Origin of the sequence: Streptomyces sp. 2-1 (genome assembly GCF_048564895.1) — a bacterium.
Classification (GTDB): Bacteria; Actinomycetota; Actinomycetes; order Streptomycetales; family Streptomycetaceae; genus Streptomyces; species Streptomyces phaeochromogenes.
In genome coordinates this window covers 1,637,501-1,654,713 of sequence record NZ_CP183383.1, presented here as the reverse complement: position 1 = coordinate 1,654,713, position 17,213 = coordinate 1,637,501, and the positions used below count along the sequence as shown (strand labels likewise).

Genomic DNA, 17,213 nt, shown 5'->3' with positions numbered 1-17,213 from the left:
GACAAGCGCTTCGGTAGGGGAAGTAACCGTTCCCCCCGGGGAGTTGATCGCCAGTGAGCGGAGCACGTCGGCTGCGATGAGTGACGTACGGGCCAATACGAGTGACGTACGGACCGGCGGAAGCGAGGCAGGGGCCGGTGCGGGTGACGTGCGTCCTGGGCGCCCCGGACGTCTCAAGGTGTACCTCGGAGCCGCCCCGGGCGTGGGGAAGACCTACCGCATGCTCGACGAGGCGCGGCGCAGGGCGGCGCGGGGCGTCGATGTCGTGGTGGGGTTCGTCGAGTGCCACGGGCGGCCCGGCACGGAAGGGATGCTCGACGGTCTGGAGGTCGTCGAGCGGGCCTCGGGCGCCTACCGGGGCGGGGAGTTCGAGGAGATGGACCTCGCGGCCGTTCTGGCGCGGCGCCCGCAGGTCGCGATCGTCGACGAGTTCGCCCACAGCAACGTTCCCGGGGTGGGCCGCAATCCCAAGCGGCGGCAGGACATCGAGGAACTGCTCGCGGCGGGGATCGATGTCGTCACCGCCCTCAACATCCAGCATCTCGAGTCGCTGAACGACGTCGTCGAGAAGATCACGCGCGTACCGCAGCACGAGACGGTGCCCGACGAGGTCGTACGACGGGCCCATCAGATCGAGCTGGTGGACATCCCGCCCGAAGGGCTGCGCCGGCGGATGGCGCACGGCAACATCTACGCGCCGGAGAAGGTCGACGCGGCTCTCGCCGACTACTTCCGGCCCGGCAATCTGACCGCGCTGCGGCAGCTCGCCCTGCTCTGGGTCGCCGACCGCGTCGACGAGGCGCTGCAGTCCTATCGCTCGGAGCACGACATCGGCGGGGTGTGGGAGACCCGGGAGCGGGTCGTGGTGGCGCTGACCGGCGGGCCGGAGGGGGACACGCTGATCCGGCGGGCCGCCCGAGTCGCGGACCGGTCGGCGGGCGGTGACCTGCTCGCCGTGCACGTGACCCGCAGCGACGGCCTCGCCGCGGGCGCCTCGCACGCCTCCCTGGCCCGGCAACGGCGGCTGATCGAGGACCTCGGCGGCAGCTACCACTCCGTGATCGGCGACGACGTCGCCGCCGCCCTGGTGGAGTTCGCCCGCGCCGAGAACGCCACCCAGCTCGTCCTCGGCACCAGCCGCCGTGGCCGCCTCGAACGGTTCGCCACCGGACGCGGCACCGGCGAGACGGTCGTCGAACTCTCCGCCGACATCGACATCCACATGGTCACGCACGAGCGCGCCGGGCGCGGCACACTGCTGCCCTCCCGCAGGCGCACCCTCTCGACCGTACGAAGGATCGCGGGCCCGGTGGCCGGTCTGCTGCTGCCGGTGGCGCTCACCTTCCTGCTGGACCTGGACGCGGCCAGGGACAAGCTCAACCTCACCAGCGAGGCCCTGCTCTTCCTGCTCACCGTGGTGGGGGTGGCCTGCATAGGAGGGGTCGCGTCCGCGGTGATCGCGTCGGTCACGGCGTCGTTGCTGCTCAACTACTGGTTCATCCCACCCGTCGGGCAGTTCACGCTCAACGATCCGAACGCGCTGCTGGCCCTGGCGGTCTTCGCGGTGGTCGCCGCCACGGTGGCCGCGGTCGTGGACCGCTCGCTGCGGCTGTCGAGACGCTCGGCCCGCGCCACCGCCGAGGCGGAGACCATGTCCTCGCTCGCCGGCACCATCGTGCGGGGCGGCGCGACCATACCCGCCCTGGTGGAACGTACCCGCGAGACCTTCGGCATGGACTCCGCGGAGCTGGTGGACGAGCCGCCCGGAGAGGACGGTGTGACGGCCGTCCCGGCGGGCCCCGGCGCCTTCCTGGTCCTGCGCGGCCGCATCCTCCCGTCCTCCGAACGGCGGGTGCTGGCCGCCTTCGCCGCGCACGTGGGGTCGGCGGTCGAGCGGTCCCGGCTCGCCCAGGCCGCCGCCGAGGTCGAACCGGTCAAGGCCGCCGACCGTATGCGTACGGCGCTGCTGCGGGCGGTCGGCCATGATCTGCGCACCCCGCTCGCCGCGGGCTGGGCGGCCGTGTCCTCGCTCCGCAGCCGGGACGTGGAGTTCTCCGACGAGGACCGGGACGAACTCCTCGCCACCGCCGACGAGTCCATGGCCAGGCTGAACCGGCTGATCGAGAACCTCCTCGACCTCAGCCGCCTCCAGGCCGGCGCACTCACCCTCGACCTGCGCGCCACCGCCCTGGAGGAGGTCCTCCCCGCGGCGCTCGCCGACACCCCCGAGGTCGAGGTGGCGGACCTGGAGGAAGTGCCCGCCGTACTGGCCGACCCGCCCCTGCTCGAACGGGTGATCGCCAACCTGGCGGGCAACGCCGCCCGCCACAGTCCGGCGGGGCGCAAGGTGCTGCTCGCGGCCAGCGCCCACGCGGGCCGCGTCGAGCTGCGCGTCGTCGACCGCGGCCCCGGCCTCCCGTCCACCGACCGGGACCGGCTCTTCGAACCCTTCCAGCGCCTCGGCGACACCGACAACACGACGGGACTCGGCCTGGGCCTGGCCCTCTCGCGGGGTCTGACCGAGGCGATGAACGGCACCCTTACCCCGGAGGACACCCCGGGCGGGGGTCTGACCATGGTGCTGTCCCTGCCCTTCGCCGAGCAGGTGCGGGTGCGGCGCGCCAGTGATACGCAGAGGACAGGAGGCGGCTCATGAGCTCCGAAAGCGGCATACGACGGCCCGGGCTCCCGGGCACCGGAGCGAACGCAGGAGGTGACGGTGTGATGACCGGCTATCCGCTCCGGGACCGGCTCGCCCTGCTGGCGGGCCTCGCGGGACCGTTCCTGGCGGCGCTCCTGCTGGTGCCTTTCCGCACCGACCTGTCCCGTACGAACGCCGCGCTGATCCTCGTCGTGGCCGTCGTCGCGGTCGCCGCCCTCGGGAGCCGGGTGGCGGGCGCGCTCGCGGCACTGTCGGCGGCGGCCTGGTTCGACTTCTTCCTCACGCGTCCCTACCAGACCTTCGACATCAACACCTCCGCCGATGCCGAGACCGCGGTACTTCTGCTGGTCGTCGGCCTGATCGTGTCCCAGCTCGCGGCCCGCGCCCGCCGCCTGGAAGTGATCACGGTGACCGACGCCGACCACCTCCGCCGCATCCACGAGACCGCCGAACTCGCCCAGTCCGCCAAGTCCTCGGACACCGTCGTCGACCACGTCCGGGGCCAGCTGACCGAGGTGCTCAGTCTGCGGGCCTGCCGCTTCGAGTACGGCACCCTCATGGGCCGGCCGCCCCGCCTGGAACAGGACGGGAACGTCGCGGTCGGCCGACGGCACCGGGACGTCGACATCGACGGCTGGCCGGACGGCGAGATCGAGCTCCGCACCTACGGCAACGGTCACTACCTCGGCCGCTTCATGCTCACCCCCGGCCCTGGTCCCGTACCGCCCCTCCAGGCCCGCCTCGTCGCCGTCACCCTCGCCGACCAGACGGGCACGGCCCTCGACACGGCAGGGCCGGTGAAGGACGGCTGACCCCGGGGAACTGATGCCGGGCGCTGACCCCGGGGAACGGCACGGGCGCATCACAGGGCCGTCAGGACCACGTCAAGGTTGGGCTCTTCGGCGCGAAGAAGGCGCAAGGAGCGGCCGGACACGGCCGGAACCGGACAGAACCTGAGCGCACCCGCGCATCGCCCTCCCGCATGCACGGGCCTTTCCGTGCGTGAAGGAGTACGAATCCCATGTCTGTCCTGACTATCGAGCCCGGCGAGGCCCCCGCCGCCGAGGAACCGCCCGACAGCGGTGAACGGCACCGGCTCACCGCCGTCACCGGCCTGGCCGCGCTCTCGCTCGACGCGATGGCGTCGGTGGCGTACGGCCCCGAGGCGATCGTCCTCGTACTGGCCGCCGCGGGCGCGCACGGCCTCGGCTTCACCCTGCCGGTCACGCTGGCGATCGCCGGGCTGCTCGCGGTGCTGGTGGCCTCGTACCGGCAGGTCATCGCCGCGTTCCCGGACGGCGGCGGATCGTACGCCGTCGCCAAGACCCATCTGGGCGCGCGGACGAGCCTGGTGGCGGCGGCCTCGCTGGTCCTGGACTACGTACTCAACGTCGCCGTCGCGGTCACGGCCGGTGTCGCCGCCCTGACCTCGGCCTTTCCCGAGCTGTACGGCGACCGGCTGTGGCTGTGCCTGGTCGTGCTGGTGCTGATCACGGCGGTGAACCTGCGCGGGATCGTGGAGTCGGCGCGGGCTTTCATCGTGCCGACCGCGGTGTTCGTCGTCTCGATCCTGATCCTGATCGGCGTCGGGCTGTTCCGGTCCGCGCCGGTCAGTACCGAGGCCGCCGCGGGCCATGCCTCCGTGCTCTCGGACAACGCGACCACGGTCGGCGCGCTGCTTCTGCTGAAAGCCTTCGCCTCGGGCTGTTCGGCACTCACCGGTGTGGAGGCGATCGCCAACGCCGTGCCGTCCTTCCGTGTCCCGCGCGTGAAGCGGGCGCAGCGCGCGGAGGTGGCGCTGGGCGCGGTGCTCGGCGTGATGCTGATCGGCCTTTCCGTGCTGATCTCCCGTTTCCACCTCCAGCCGGTCGAGGGCGTCACCGTCCTCGCGCAGCTGGCCGACGCCTCGCTCGGCCACAACTGGGCCTTCTACGTCATCCAGTTCGCGACGATGATCCTGCTGGCGCTCTCCGCGAACACGTCCTTCGGCGGGCTGCCGGTCCTGCTGAAGCTGCTGGCCCGCGACAACTACCTGCCGCACGTCTTCGCCCTCAAGGCCGACCGCCAGGTCCACCGCCACGGCGTACTCGCGCTGTCCCTGGTCTCCGCCGCGCTGCTGGTCTTCTCCGGCGGTGACACCAACACCCTCGTGCCGCTCTTCGCCATCGGTGTCTTCGTCGGCTTCACGATCGCCCAGGTCGGCATGGTCGTCCACTGGCGCGGGGAGCGGGGGAGAGGCTGGCGCGGGAAGGCCCTGCTGAACGGCTTCGGCGGCCTCCTGACCGGTGTGTCGGCCGTGGTCGTGACGGCGACCAAGTTCGAGGAGGGCGCCTGGCTGATCGTCATCGCCCTGCCGCTGCTGGTGGCGGCCTTCACGGCCGTGCACCGCGCGTACGCCCGGATCGGCGAGCGCCTGGGCCTGGGCCGCATCCCCGAGCATCCGCACCGCGACCGCTCCGTGGTGATCGTGCCCGTGTCGAACCTGTCACGGCTGACCGTCGAGGCCCTGAACGCCGCAGCCTCGCTCGGCGACGAGGTGCGCGCGGTGACCGTCTGCCACCCCGACCCCGAGGACCGCGCCCAGCTGTACGCCCTGGAGCGCGACTGGGCGCGCTGGGACCCCGGGGTGCCGCTGGTCCGGCTCACCTCCGAGCGCCGCTCCCTGGGCCGTCCGATCGCCGCGTACGTGGGCGGGACGGCCGCCGCCGAGCCCGGCACCCGCGTCACCGTCCTGATCCCCGAGGTCGAGCCGGACCGGCTGTGGCAGCGGCTGCTGCAGAACCAGCGGGGTGCCGTGGTCGCCCATGCCGTCCGCAAGGACACGGACGCGGTGATCTGCCGACTGCGGTTCCGCATCTGATCCCGCGCGCCGGAAGCACTCCTCCCGGAGGGCTCACCGCGGCGGTGTTCAGGCGCCCGGGGGGATTGGTTCACGCAGTTGGATCAGCCCGCCGTATGGGTTCCGTCAAAGCCGTACGAACCTGCGTATGGGAGCCGTCAACGGCGCTCGAATCCGGCCAGAGAGGCGCTTTCCTCTAATCGTCCGTTCGATTCGAACCTCATCTAGGAGCTTGCGATGGCCGACGTGGCCTTCGTCGTCACCACGATCGCGGTGTTCGCGCTGGTGGCTTTCGTCGCCAAGGGGGTGACGAAGCTGTGACCGCCGAGAACATCGTCGGCCTGATCGTGGCCGTCGCCCTGCTGGGCTATCTCGTCCTCGCCCTGATCTTCCCGGAGAGGTTCTGAGCAGCGATATGAGTCCCGTACTCGCCGGCGTGCTCCAGATGGTCGCTCTCATAGCGGCCCTGGCTCTCGCCTATCGTCCCCTCGGCGACTACATGGCCAAGGTCTACTCCTCGGACAAGCACCTGCGCGTCGAGAAGTGGATCTACAAGGGCATCGGCGCCAATCCCAACACGGAGATGCGGTGGCCCGCGTACCTGCGCGGTGTCCTCGCCTTCTCCGCGGTGAGCGTGCTGTTCCTGTATCTGCTGCAGCGCTTCCAGGGCAGTCTGCCCGGCTCGCTCGGCTTCTCCTCGATCGACCCGGACCAGGCGTTCAACACCGCCGCGTCGTTCGTCTCCAACACCAACTGGCAGTCGTACTACGGCGAGCAGGCCATGGGCCACGTCGTACAGACCGGCGGCCTCGCGGTGCAGAACTTCCTGTCCGCCTCGGTCGGTATCGCGGTGGCTGTCGCACTCGTCCGGGGCTTCGCGCGCTCGCGCACCGGTGAGCTCGGCAACTTCTGGTCCGACCTGGTCCGCGGCACGATCCGCATCCTGCTGCCGATCTCGGTGATCGCCGCGATCGTGCTCGTGGCGTGCGGCGCGATCCAGAACTTCTCCGGCATCCACGAGGTCGGCCAGTTCACGGGCGGTTCGCAGCAGTGGAACGGTGGCGCGGTCGCCTCCCAGGAGGCCATCAAGGAGCTGGGCACCAACGGCGGCGGCTACTTCAACGCCAACTCCGCCCACCCCTTCGAGAACCCCAGCGCGTTCTCCAACCTGTTCGAGATCTTCCTGATCCTGCTGATCCCGTTCGCGCTCACGCGGACCTTCGGCCGGATGGTCGGCTCGCTCAAGCAGGGCTACGCGATCCTCGCCACGATGGTCACCATCTGGATCGGCTTCACGGCCCTGATGATGTGGACCGAGTTCGCCCACCACGGCCCGGCCTTCGATGTCGCCGGCGGTGCGCTGGAGGGCAAGGAGACCCGCTTCGGCGTCGGCGCCTCGTCGATCTTTGCGGTGGCCACGACACTGACCTCGACCGGCGCGGTGGACTCCTTCCACTCCTCGTTCACCGGACTCGGCGGCGGCATCACCATGCTCGGCATGCAGCTGGGTGAGATCGCGCCAGGTGGTACCGGCTCCGGCCTCTACGGCATGCTGATCATGGCCATCATCGCGGTGTTCATCGCCGGTCTGATGGTGGGCCGTACGCCCGAGTACCTGGGCAAGAAGATCGGCACCCGCGAGATCAAGTTCGCCGCCTGCTACATCCTCATCACCCCGGCGCTGGTGCTCGTCTTCACCGCCGCGGCGATGGCCCTGCCGACCCCGGGCAACTCGATGACGAACAGCGGAGCGCACGGCTTCTCCGAGATCCTGTACGCCTACACCTCGGCCTCGAACAACAACGGTTCGGCGTTCGCGGGTCTGAACGCGGACACGCAGTGGTTCAACAGCACGCTGGGTCTGGCGATGCTGCTCGGCCGCTTCCTGCCGATGGTGTTCGTGCTCGCGCTGGCCGGCTCGCTCGCCGAGCAGAAGCCGGTGCCCGCGACCGCGGGCACGCTGCGCACCGAAAAGCCGCTGTTCACCGGGCTGTTGGTGGGCGCGATTCTCATCATCACCGGTCTGACATACTTCCCGGCGCTCGCGCTGGGGCCGCTGGCCGAGGGGCTGGCGTCATGACCACCCGCATAGAGAAGCAAGAGGACACCGTGTCCACGACTACTCCCACCCGGGCGCCGCACAGCGATGTGCCGACCGGTCACAAGGACGAAGGGCGCGTCGGCGCGGGTCTGTTCGACCCGAAGCAGCTGCTGAAGTCGCTGCCGGACGCCTGTCGCAAGCTCGACCCGCGGGTGATGGTCAAGTCCCCCGTGATGTTCGTGGTGCTGGTGGGCTCGGTCCTGACGACCGTGTTCTCCTTCAAGGACCCGGGCGACTGGTTCGGCTGGGCCATCAGCGCCTGGCTCTGGCTCACCGTGATCTTCGCCAACCTGGCGGAGGCGGTGGCCGAGGGCCGCGGCAAGGCCCAGGCGGACACCCTGCGCAAGGCCAAGACCGACACCGTCGCGCGCCGGCTGTCCAAGGACGGCGGCTCCGAGGAGCAGGTGCCCGGCACCGAACTGCGCGTCGGCGACCTGGTCGTCTGCGAGGCGGGCGACATCATCCCCGGCGACGGTGACGTCGTCGAGGGCGTGGCGTCCGTGGACGAGTCGGCCATCACCGGCGAGTCGGCCCCGGTCATCCGCGAGTCGGGCGGCGACCGGTCCGCGGTCACCGGCGGTACGAAGGTGCTGTCCGACCGCATCGTCATCAAGATCACGACGAAGCCGGGCGAGACCTTCATCGACCGCATGATCGCCCTGGTCGAGGGCGCGGCCCGGCAGAAGACGCCCAACGAGATCGCGCTGAACATCCTGCTCGCCTCGCTGACGATCGTCTTCCTGCTGGCCGTCGCCACGCTGCCGCCGTTCGCGGACTACGCGGGCACGCACCTCACGATGGTCGTGCTGGTGGCCCTGCTCGTCTGTCTGATCCCGACCACCATCGGCGCGCTGCTCTCCGCGATCGGCATCGCGGGCATGGACCGGCTGGTGCAGCGGAACGTATTGGCCATGTCCGGCAGGGCAGTTGAGGCGGCGGGCGACGTGTCGACCCTCCTCCTCGACAAGACCGGCACCATCACGCTCGGCAACCGGCAGGCCTCCGAGTTCGTGCCGGTGAGCGGCACCACCGACGCCGTCCTGGCCGACGCCGCCCAGCTCTCCTCGCTGGCCGACGAGACGCCCGAGGGCCGCTCCATCGTCGTCCTGGCGAAGGAGAAGTACGGGCTGCGCGAGCGGAGCCAGGGCGAGCTGTCCGGCGCCGAGTGGATCGCCTTCACCGCCCAGACCCGTATGTCGGGCGTGGACGTCGACGGGCGCAAGATCCGCAAGGGCGCGGCCGGTTCGGTCATGGCCTGGGTCCGGGAGCAGGGCGGCGAGGTGTCCGAGGACGCCGACACCCTGGCCAACCGGATCTCCGAGGCGGGCGGCACCCCGCTGCTCGTGGCGATCGAGGACAGCGAAGGTGCCCGGGTGCTGGGCGTCATCCACCTCAAGGACGTCGTCAAGGACGGCATGCGCGAACGGTTCGACGAACTGCGCCGCATGGGCATCAAGACCGTCATGATCACGGGTGACAACCCGCTGACCGCCAAGGCTATCGCGGACGAGGCCGGCGTCGACGACTTCCTCGCCGAGGCCACCCCCGAGGACAAGATGGCCCTCATCAAGCGGGAGCAGGCGGGCGGCAAGCTCGTCGCGATGACCGGCGACGGCACGAACGACGCGCCCGCGCTGGCCCAGGCGGACGTCGGCGTGGCGATGAACACGGGTACATCGGCCGCGAAGGAGGCCGGCAACATGGTCGACCTCGACTCCAACCCGACCAAGCTCATCGAGATCGTCGAGATCGGCAAGCAACTCCTCATCACCCGGGGCGCGTTGACGACGTTCTCCATCGCCAACGACGTCGCGAAGTACTTCGCGATCATCCCGGCGCTGTTCGCGGCGGTCTATCCGGGCCTGGACAAGCTGAACATCATGCAGCTGTCCTCGCCCGACTCCGCGATCCTGTCCGCGGTCATCTTCAACGCGCTGATCATCATCGCGTTGGTGCCGCTCGCCCTGCGGGGTGTGCAGTACCGGCCGGTGAGCGCGGACAAGCTGCTGCGGCGCAACCTCGGGATCTACGGGCTGGGCGGGCTGATCGCGCCCTTCATCGGCATCAAGATCATCGACCTGATCATCTCCCTCATCCCCGGAATCGGCTGATCGGCTATGAACAACTCGGTATCCAACACTGCTCGGTTGCTCTGGGCCGGCCTGCGCGCGCTTCTCGTCCTGACGGTGGTGACGGGCATCATCTACCCGCTGGCCATCACCGGCGTCGCCCAGGGCCTCTTCAACGACAAGGCGAACGGCTCGGAGATCACGTCGAACGGCAAGGTCGTCGGCTCCTCGCTCATCGGCCAGGCCTACAACCTGCCGCTGAAGAAGGGCCAGGAGACCCCGGAGCCGGACCTGAAGTGGTTCCAGGGCCGTCCGCAGAACGGCCTGGGCACCAACAGCGTCAACACCCAGTACAAGCTGATCCTGTCCGGCGCCACCAACCGCTCCGGTGACAACGGCGCGGTCGACGGTGTCTGCCCGAAGGACCCGGCGAAGGCCGAGGAAGCCACCCTCTGCCAGTGGGTCGTCGCCGCCAAGGACGCCGTCATCAAGGACAACTCCGTGAACGGCTACACGGTCAAGAGCGTGCCGCCCGACGCGGTCACCTCCTCCGGCTCCGGCCTGGACCCGGACATCTCCCCGGCGTACGCGGACATCCAGGTCCACCGGGTCGCGGAGAAGAACGGGCTGCCCGTCGCCCAGGTCCAGAAGCTGGTCGACGACCACACCGACGGCCGTACGCTCGGCTTCATCGGAGAGCCCACGGTCAACGTCCTCCAACTCAACATCGCACTCAAGGAACTTGTGGCGAAGAGCTGATGGCCTTACGCGCATCATGCGGGAGTTGGCGGCCGGGGCGACACCCCGTTCCGTCAACTCCCGCAGCCATGAAGCTTGTTCCGTACGACCTCGGCCCTCCGTGCAACAGGAAAGGCGTACACCGATGACCCGGGTACTGGTGGTGGAGGACGACCCTCAGCTCGTCCGGGCCCTGGTGATCAACCTTCAGGCCCGCAAGTACGGAGTGGACCCGGCACCCGACGGCGCCACCGCGCTCCGGCTCGCCGCCGCGCGCCAGCCCGACGTGGTCGTCCTGGACCTGGGCCTGCCGGACATGGACGGGGTGGACGTCATCAAGGCGCTGCGCGGCTGGACCCGCGTACCGATCCTGGTGCTGTCCGCCCGCCGGGCCTCCGACGAGAAGGTGGCGGCGCTCGACGCGGGCGCCGACGACTACGTCACCAAGCCGTTCAGCATGGACGAACTGCTGGCCCGGCTGCGGGCCGCCGTCCGCCGGACCGAGACCGCCCCGCTCGCCCAGGAGACCGCCATGGTCACGACGGACGACTTCACCATCGACCTGCTGGCCAAGAAGGCCACCCGGTCCGGGCGCGACATACGCCTCACGCCGACCGAATGGCATCTGCTGGAGATCCTGGTCACCAGCCCCGGCCGGCTGATCACGCAGAAACACCTGCTCCAGGAGGTGTGGGGCGTCTCCCAGAGCAACAAGACCAACTATCTCCGGGTCTACATGGCGCAACTGCGCCGCAAGTTGGAGACGGACCCCTCCCACCCCCGCTACCTCATCACGGAACCCGGCATGGGCTACCGCTTCGAAGGCTGAAGCGCCGCCTCGGACACCTGCCTCCTGCATCCCGACGCACCCGCCCCGGCACCCCAACACCCCGCCCGTAGAGACGAAGAGACGAGAAGATGGCACGCGGCAAGCTTCGGATCTACCTCGGTGCGGCGCCGGGCGTCGGCAAGACGTACGCGATGCTCTCCGAGGCGCACCGCCGCGTCGAGCGGGGCACCGACTGTGTGGTCGCCTTCGTGGAGCACCACAACCGGCCGCGTACGGAAGTGATGCTGCACGGTCTGGAGCAGATACCCCGCAAGGAGTTGGAGTACCGGGGCACGGTCTTCACCGAGATGGACGTGGACGAGGTGCTCGCGCGGCGCCCCGAGGTGGCTCTCGTCGACGAGCTGCCCCACACGAACATCCCCGGCTCGCGCAACACCAAGCGCTGGCAGGACGTCGAGGAACTCCTCGCGGCCGGCATCGACGTGATCACGACCGTCAACATCCAGCACCTGGAGTCGCTGGGTGACGTCGTCGAGTCCATCACCGGCGTAAGACAGCAGGAGACCGTGCCGGACGAGGTCGTGCGGCGGGCCGACCAGATAGAGCTCGTCGACATGTCCCCGCAGGCGCTGCGCCGCCGGATGGCGCACGGCAACATCTACAAGCCGGACAAGGTCGACGCGGCCCTGTCCAACTACTTCCGCCCCGGCAACCTGACCGCCCTGCGCGAGCTGGCACTGCTGTGGGTGGCGGACCGGGTGGACGAGTACCTGACCGAGTACCGCAGCGAGCACCGGGTCTCGAAGATCTGGGGCTCCCGCGAGCGGATCGTCGTCGGCCTGACCGGCGGACCCGAGGGCCGTACGCTGATCCGCCGAGCCGCCCGGCTGGCGGAGAAGGGCGCGGGCGGCGAAGTACTGGCCGTTTACATCGCCCGCAGCGACGGCCTGACCTCCGCCTCTCCGAAGGAACTCGCCGTCCAGCGCACCCTCGTGGAGGACCTCGGCGGCACCTTCCACCACGTCATAGGGGAGGACATACCGACGGCACTCCTGGACTTCGCACGCGGGGTGAACGCCACCCAGATCGTCCTCGGGGTGTCCCGCCGCAAGGGCTGGCAGTACGTCTTCGGACCGGGCGTCGGAGCCACGGTCGCCCGGGAGTCGGGGCCCGACCTCGACGTCCACCTGATCACCCACGACGAGGCGGGCAAGGGCCGCGGTCTGCCCGTCGCCCGGAGCGCGCGGCTCGGCCGGTCCCGGGTCATCTGGGGCTGGCTGGTCGGTGTGGGCGGCCCCGCCCTCCTGACATTGCTGCTCACCAGCGTCACGCCGTCGGTCGGCCTGGCCAACGACATGCTGCTGTTCCTGACGCTGACGGTGGCCGCGGCCCTGCTCGGCGGCCTCTACCCGGCGCTGGCCTCGGCCGTGGTGGGCTCGCTGCTGCTGAACTGGTTCTTCACCCCGCCCGTGCACACCCTGACGATCGCCGACCCCAAGAACATCGTCGCCATCGCCATCTTCGTGGGGGTCGCGGTGTCGGTCGCCTCAGTGGTGGACCTCGCGGCCCGGCGTACCCACCAGGCGGCCCGGCTGCGGGCCGAGTCGGAGATCCTCTCGGTCCTGGCGGGCAGTGTGCTGCGCGGCGAGACCAGCCTGGAGGCGCTGTTGGAGCGGGTCAGGGAGACCTTCGGCATGGAGTCGGTCGCCCTGCTGGAACGGGACAGCGACGTCGATCCGTGGACCTGCGCGGGCAGCGTGGGCCCGCGGCCCTGTCAGAGCCCCGAGAACGCGGACGTCGACATGCCGGTCGGCGACCACATGGCTCTCGCGCTGTCGGGGCGGGTGCTACCGGCGGAGGACCGGCGGGTGCTCGCCGCGTTCGCCGCGCAGGCCGCGGTGGTCCTGGACCGCCAGCGGCTGCAGTCCCAGGCCGACCAGTCACGTGCGCTGGCCGAGGGCAACCGCATCCGCACCGCCCTCCTCGCCGCCGTCAGCCATGATCTGCGCACCCCGCTCGCCGGGATCAAGGCCGCGGTCTCCTCGCTCCGTTCGGAGGACGTGGCCTGGTCCGAGGAGGATCAGGCGGAACTGCTCGAAGGGATCGAGGAGGGCGCGGACCGCCTCGACAACCTCGTGGGCAACCTGCTCGACATGTCCCGGCTCCAGACCGGCACGGTCACGCCGCTGATCCGCGAGATCGACCTCGACGAGGTGGTCCCGATGGCGCTCGGCGGAGTCCCCGAGGACAGCGTGGAACTGGACATCCCCGAGACGCTGCCGATGGTCGCCGTCGACCCCGGCCTGCTGGAGCGTTCCGTCGCCAACCTCGTCGAGAACGCGGTGAAGTACAGCCCCGCCGAGGAACGGGTCCTGGTGTCGGCGAGTGCCATGGCCGACCGCGTGGAGGTCCGGGTGGTGGACCGCGGCCCGGGCGTCCCGGACGCGGGCAAGGACCGCATCTTCGAACCCTTCCAGCGGTACGGCGACGCCCCGCGCGGCGCCGGAGTGGGCCTCGGCCTCGCGGTCGCCCGGGGCTTCGCGGAGGCGATGCGCGGCACCCTCACGGCCGAGGACACCCCCGGCGGCGGCCTCACCATGGTCCTCACCCTCCCGGCCGCGCCCGGCGCCCACCCGATCCGCCCCGACCTCCCGGCGACCGCGACCTCCTAGCGCTCCGGCCGGGGTCACCCCCCTCGGCCGGGGGCAACCCCCTTCACCCAGCGCCCCCTTGAACACCTGTGACGAGCGCCACACGCCGAAGTTCGAACTTCGGCGTCCGCCGTGCATCTAGTCGGCGTCCGGCCAACGATCGGCCGCGGAACACCACTCCTCCGCGGCCGTCCACTTCTGTTCACCAAGGAACGTTCAATGGGTTATCTGCGTGGATTCATCCCCTGGATCGTCTCCGGCGTCGTGTCGTCCTTCGACTGGCGCTGGGGTGCGATAGGAGGACTCGTCACGGGGCTGCTGCTCCTGCTGCAGGACCGCCGCCGCGGTGTCGATCTCGACGCCCTGGTCCTGGAGATCAGCGCCATCGTGTACTTCGTGGTGGTCGGCGCCGTCGCCGTCACCGACCCGGACTCTGTCCTGGCGGACCACACCGACGTCATCTCCTTCGCATGGCTGGCCGCCACCGCCTGGGGCAGCCTGGCGGTCGGGCGCCCCTTCACCCTGGGTATCGCCAGGCGTCAGACACCCCGCGAGTACTGGGACATGCCGGAGTTCATCCGGGTCAACAACCACATCACCATGGCCTGGGGCGCCGGTTTCACCTTCATCGCCGCCGGCCTGGCCGTCTGCGGCGCGGTCGACGCCCCGGCCTGGACCGGCATCTCCGCCCATGTCGCGGGCCTCGTCGGACCCGCGATCTTCACGAAGGTCTATCCCGCCCGGGCCCAGGCGCGACTGCTGGCCCAGGCGCCGGCCGCGGCCGCTCCCTGACCGGCGGTCCCCTCCGCAAGGCTCCGGCAGCCTCGCACGGCCGAAGAACCCACCGCACCAAGGGCACGAGGAGAGCGCGATGACCGACCAGACAGCTCTTCCGCTGTATCTCCAGGGCCGCTTCGCCCCGGTCCCCGAGGAACACAGCGCGGCCGGTCTCACCGTGCGGGGCTCCCTGCCGGCCGACCTGGACGGCCGCTATCTGCGCAACGGCCCCAACCCGCTGCCCGGCCAGGACACGGGCCACTGGTTCACCGGCCACGGCATGCTCCACGGCATCCGGCTGCGGGGCGGACGCGCCGAGTGGTACCGCAACCGGTGGATCCGTACACGCAAGCTGGAGGGACATCCGTTCATCCGCGGGAACGCCACCGTCGACCTCACCGTGACACCCGCCAACACCCACGTGATCCGGCACGCCGACACCGTGCTGGCGCTGTGCGAGGCGGGCCTGCCCTACTGGGTCTCTCCCTCCCTGGAGACCGTCGGGCCGTACGACTTCGGCGGGCGGCTGGCCACCTCGATGACCGCCCACCCCAAAGAGGACCCGGTCACCGGCGAACTGCACCTCTTCGGGACCGGGTGCGCCCCGCCCTACCTCACCTACCACCGGGTCACCGCGGAGGGGCAACTGCTCGACAGCCGACGGATCGACGTGCCGGGCCCGACGATGATGCACGACTTCGCCATCACCGAGCACCACATCCTGTGGATGGACCTGCCCGTCGTCTTCGACCCCGCGTTCGCCGGGCGCGGCGGCATGCCCTACCAGTGGGACGAGGGTTACGGCGCCCGGCTCGGAGTGATGTCCCGCAGACCCGGCAGCACCGACGTGAGGTGGTACGACGTCGACCCCTGCTATGTCTTCCACGTCGGCAACGCCTACGAGGACCCGCGGGGGCGCATCGTGCTGGACGCGGTGCGCTACGACCATGCCGGCTTCCAGAGCGCTTGGACGGACATCGGCGGACCCGCGGGCCCGAACGGCCTGGCCGGTGCGATGGAGCCGGGCCGTTCCCAGTCCCTCGCCGTCCTGCACCGCTGGACACTGGACCCGGCCACCGGCCGCGTCAGCGAGTCCCAACTGGACGACCGCGCGGCCGAGTTCCCCACGCACAACGAGACCCTCACCGGGCGCCCGAACCGATACCTGTACACCGTCTCCGGTGCCGGCATCACCAAGCACGACCTGACGCGCCGCACCAGCCACGCCTACGGGACGCCCGGCAGTCGCTACGCCGGGGAGGCCGTCTTCGTACCGGCGGCGGACGGCGCGGGCGAGGACGAGGGCTGGCTCCTGTCGCTCGTCTCGGACGACGACGGCCGGGCGGGGGAGTTGGTCGTCCTCGACGCGACGGACCTCGCCGTGCAGGCCGTGGTGGAACTGCCGTACCCCGTCCCGGCCGGCTTCCACGGAAGCTGGCTGCCGGAGTCCGTCCACCGTCCCCGGGGGTTGTAGTGCGAAGGCACGGGCTGCCCGAATTTTTGCCCGGGTTCCACCCCGCGTACATCGCCGAGTGGGAAAGATGGGACCCCGTCCGCCAAGCACCACACGGTACGTGATTCGTCCGCACGGAGGCGTTCAGCTCATGTTGCCCCTCAACCCGCCCACGGATGAGGACCTCACACGCAGGGCCCAGGCCGGCGAGACCGGCGCCCTCGGCCTGCTGCTGGCCCGCCACCAGGCGCCGATGCGCGCGGTGGCGTTGAGCCTGCTCGGCTACGGCCCCGACGCCGAGGACGCGGTGCAGGACGCCGCGCTGACCGCGCTGCGGCGCATCGGCGACGTACGGGATCCGGCGGCCGTGGGAGCGTGGCTGCGCGCGATCGTGCGCAACGCCTCCCGCACGCGCCTGCGCGACACCCGGGAGACGCCCGGCCTGGACGGGCTCGACCACCTGCGGCTCCGCGACCAGGAGAGCTCGCACCCGGAGCAGCTCATCGAGCAGCACGCGATGCGGGACTGGATCTGGGACGCGGTGGACGAACTGCCGCCCAAGCTCCGGCTGGTGCTGATGCTGCGGCACTTCAGCGGCATCACCTCCTACCAGGAGATCGCCGACGTGTGCGAGGTACCGGTCGGCACCGTGCGCAGTCGGCTCAACCAGGCCAGGGGGAAGATGGCCCAGGTGCTGCTGTCGACCGCCAACCAGACGCACGACGACGCCGCCGCGCTCACCGAGGAGAGCCGGCACGAGGCCGTGGAGACCCTGGAGGCGTCCGAGCGCGGCAACCTCCCGCAGGAGATCTCCGAGTTGTGGCCGGTGGACAGCGAACTGGTCGGCCCGCTCAGTCGGCCGGGAGAACGCACGCATCCCGTCCCCGTCATGCGGCAGACCTTGGAGTTCGGGGTGCGCCAGAGCCTGCGCCATGTGGTGGCCAGCCGCGACATCACCATCTGGGAAATGGACGTCACGCACAACGTCACCGACCACGCCGCCGACCACATCTGCCCGCCGACCCTCGCCTGGCTCATGTTCCGCGAGAACAGAAGGGTTCAGAAACTGCGGCTGATCTTCCCCATGCCGGTCTCGACGGGCCCGGTCGGGTTCCCGGAACCGGCATGAGGCG

12 protein-coding genes are annotated in these 17,213 nt (G+C 70.4%); all 12 read left to right on the top strand.

All coding sequences use genetic code 11. The features are described from left to right. The first annotated feature begins 76 nt into the window (after window positions 1-76). The 12 genes from ACN20J_RS07460 to ACN20J_RS07405 all read left to right on the top strand — a co-directional run bounded on the left by ACN20J_RS07460 (window position 77) and on the right by ACN20J_RS07405 (window position 17,209). Window positions 77-2,656 carry an ATP-binding protein gene (locus tag ACN20J_RS07460; protein WP_419665548.1) on the top strand — a complete coding sequence of 860 codons (2,580 nt, stop codon included), beginning with the start codon at window positions 77-79 and terminating at the stop codon, window positions 2,654-2,656. Continuing rightward, window positions 2,653-3,474: a DUF4118 domain-containing protein gene (locus ACN20J_RS07455; protein ID WP_419665547.1), complete on the top strand. Its 822-nt coding sequence runs from the start codon at window positions 2,653-2,655 to the stop codon at window positions 3,472-3,474. The genes ACN20J_RS07460 and ACN20J_RS07455 overlap by 4 nt, the downstream gene beginning before the upstream one ends. A gap of 209 nt (window positions 3,475-3,683) precedes the next feature. Continuing rightward, window positions 3,684-5,522, top strand: coding sequence for an APC family permease (locus ACN20J_RS07450; protein ID WP_419665546.1), 1,839 nt, complete (start codon window positions 3,684-3,686; stop codon window positions 5,520-5,522). Window positions 5,523-5,818: 296 nt separating this feature from the next. After that, a complete protein-coding gene (gene kdpF / locus ACN20J_RS07445) occupies window positions 5,819-5,908 on the top strand; it encodes a K(+)-transporting ATPase subunit F (protein WP_037659531.1) in 90 nt (29 codons plus the stop codon). An 8-nt stretch (window positions 5,909-5,916) separates the two neighbouring features. Next, the gene (kdpA, locus tag ACN20J_RS07440; RefSeq protein ID WP_190228833.1) at window positions 5,917-7,581 is read left to right on the top strand and encodes a potassium-transporting ATPase subunit KdpA; all 1,665 of its coding nucleotides are present in this window, start codon (window positions 5,917-5,919) and stop codon (window positions 7,579-7,581) included. Continuing rightward, the gene (gene kdpB / locus ACN20J_RS07435) at window positions 7,578-9,713 is read left to right on the top strand and encodes a potassium-transporting ATPase subunit KdpB (RefSeq protein ID WP_189838622.1); all 2,136 of its coding nucleotides are present in this window, start codon (window positions 7,578-7,580) and stop codon (window positions 9,711-9,713) included. The genes kdpA and kdpB overlap by 4 nt, the downstream gene beginning before the upstream one ends. A gap of 6 nt (window positions 9,714-9,719) precedes the next feature. Further along, window positions 9,720-10,430, top strand: a complete 711-nt coding sequence (locus tag ACN20J_RS07430) for a potassium-transporting ATPase subunit C (RefSeq protein ID WP_055611651.1) — start codon at window positions 9,720-9,722, stop codon at window positions 10,428-10,430. A gap of 124 nt (window positions 10,431-10,554) precedes the next feature. Further along, window positions 10,555-11,238: a response regulator gene (locus tag ACN20J_RS07425; protein ID WP_189838624.1), complete on the top strand. Its 684-nt coding sequence runs from the start codon at window positions 10,555-10,557 to the stop codon at window positions 11,236-11,238. An 89-nt stretch (window positions 11,239-11,327) separates the two neighbouring features. Then, window positions 11,328-13,871, top strand: coding sequence for a sensor histidine kinase KdpD (locus tag ACN20J_RS07420; RefSeq protein ID WP_361991400.1), 2,544 nt, complete (start codon window positions 11,328-11,330; stop codon window positions 13,869-13,871). A gap of 198 nt (window positions 13,872-14,069) precedes the next feature. After that, entirely contained in the window at window positions 14,070-14,642 is a 573-nt protein-coding gene (locus ACN20J_RS07415; protein ID WP_419665545.1) for a hypothetical protein, read from the top strand. A gap of 79 nt (window positions 14,643-14,721) precedes the next feature. Then, window positions 14,722-16,101 carry a carotenoid oxygenase family protein gene (locus ACN20J_RS07410; protein WP_190228682.1) on the top strand — a complete coding sequence of 460 codons (1,380 nt, stop codon included), beginning with the start codon at window positions 14,722-14,724 and terminating at the stop codon, window positions 16,099-16,101. Window positions 16,102-16,231: 130 nt separating this feature from the next. Then, window positions 16,232-17,209, top strand: a complete 978-nt coding sequence (locus ACN20J_RS07405) for an RNA polymerase sigma factor (protein ID WP_189838628.1) — start codon at window positions 16,232-16,234, stop codon at window positions 17,207-17,209. The last annotated feature ends 4 nt before the right edge of the window (window positions 17,210-17,213 follow it).

What these genes read in the sequence shown, in the direction of transcription:
- ACN20J_RS07405 (WP_189838628.1), top strand. Translation starts at nt 16,232, where the DNA reads ATGTTGCCCCTCAACCCGCCCACGGATGAGGACCTCACACGCAGGGCC.
- ACN20J_RS07430 (WP_055611651.1), top strand. Translation starts at nt 9,720, where the DNA reads ATGAACAACTCGGTATCCAACACTGCTCGGTTGCTCTGGGCCGGCCTG.
- kdpB (WP_189838622.1), top strand. Translation starts at nt 7,578, where the DNA reads ATGACCACCCGCATAGAGAAGCAAGAGGACACCGTGTCCACGACTACT.
- ACN20J_RS07450 (WP_419665546.1), top strand. Translation starts at nt 3,684, where the DNA reads ATGTCTGTCCTGACTATCGAGCCCGGCGAGGCCCCCGCCGCCGAGGAA.
- ACN20J_RS07455 (WP_419665547.1), top strand. Translation starts at nt 2,653, where the DNA reads ATGAGCTCCGAAAGCGGCATACGACGGCCCGGGCTCCCGGGCACCGGA.
- ACN20J_RS07415 (WP_419665545.1), top strand. Translation starts at nt 14,070, where the DNA reads ATGGGTTATCTGCGTGGATTCATCCCCTGGATCGTCTCCGGCGTCGTG.
- ACN20J_RS07420 (WP_361991400.1), top strand. Translation starts at nt 11,328, where the DNA reads ATGGCACGCGGCAAGCTTCGGATCTACCTCGGTGCGGCGCCGGGCGTC.
- kdpA (WP_190228833.1), top strand. Translation starts at nt 5,917, where the DNA reads ATGAGTCCCGTACTCGCCGGCGTGCTCCAGATGGTCGCTCTCATAGCG.
- ACN20J_RS07460 (WP_419665548.1), top strand. Translation starts at nt 77, where the DNA reads ATGAGTGACGTACGGGCCAATACGAGTGACGTACGGACCGGCGGAAGC.
- ACN20J_RS07425 (WP_189838624.1), top strand. Translation starts at nt 10,555, where the DNA reads ATGACCCGGGTACTGGTGGTGGAGGACGACCCTCAGCTCGTCCGGGCC.
- ACN20J_RS07410 (WP_190228682.1), top strand. Translation starts at nt 14,722, where the DNA reads ATGACCGACCAGACAGCTCTTCCGCTGTATCTCCAGGGCCGCTTCGCC.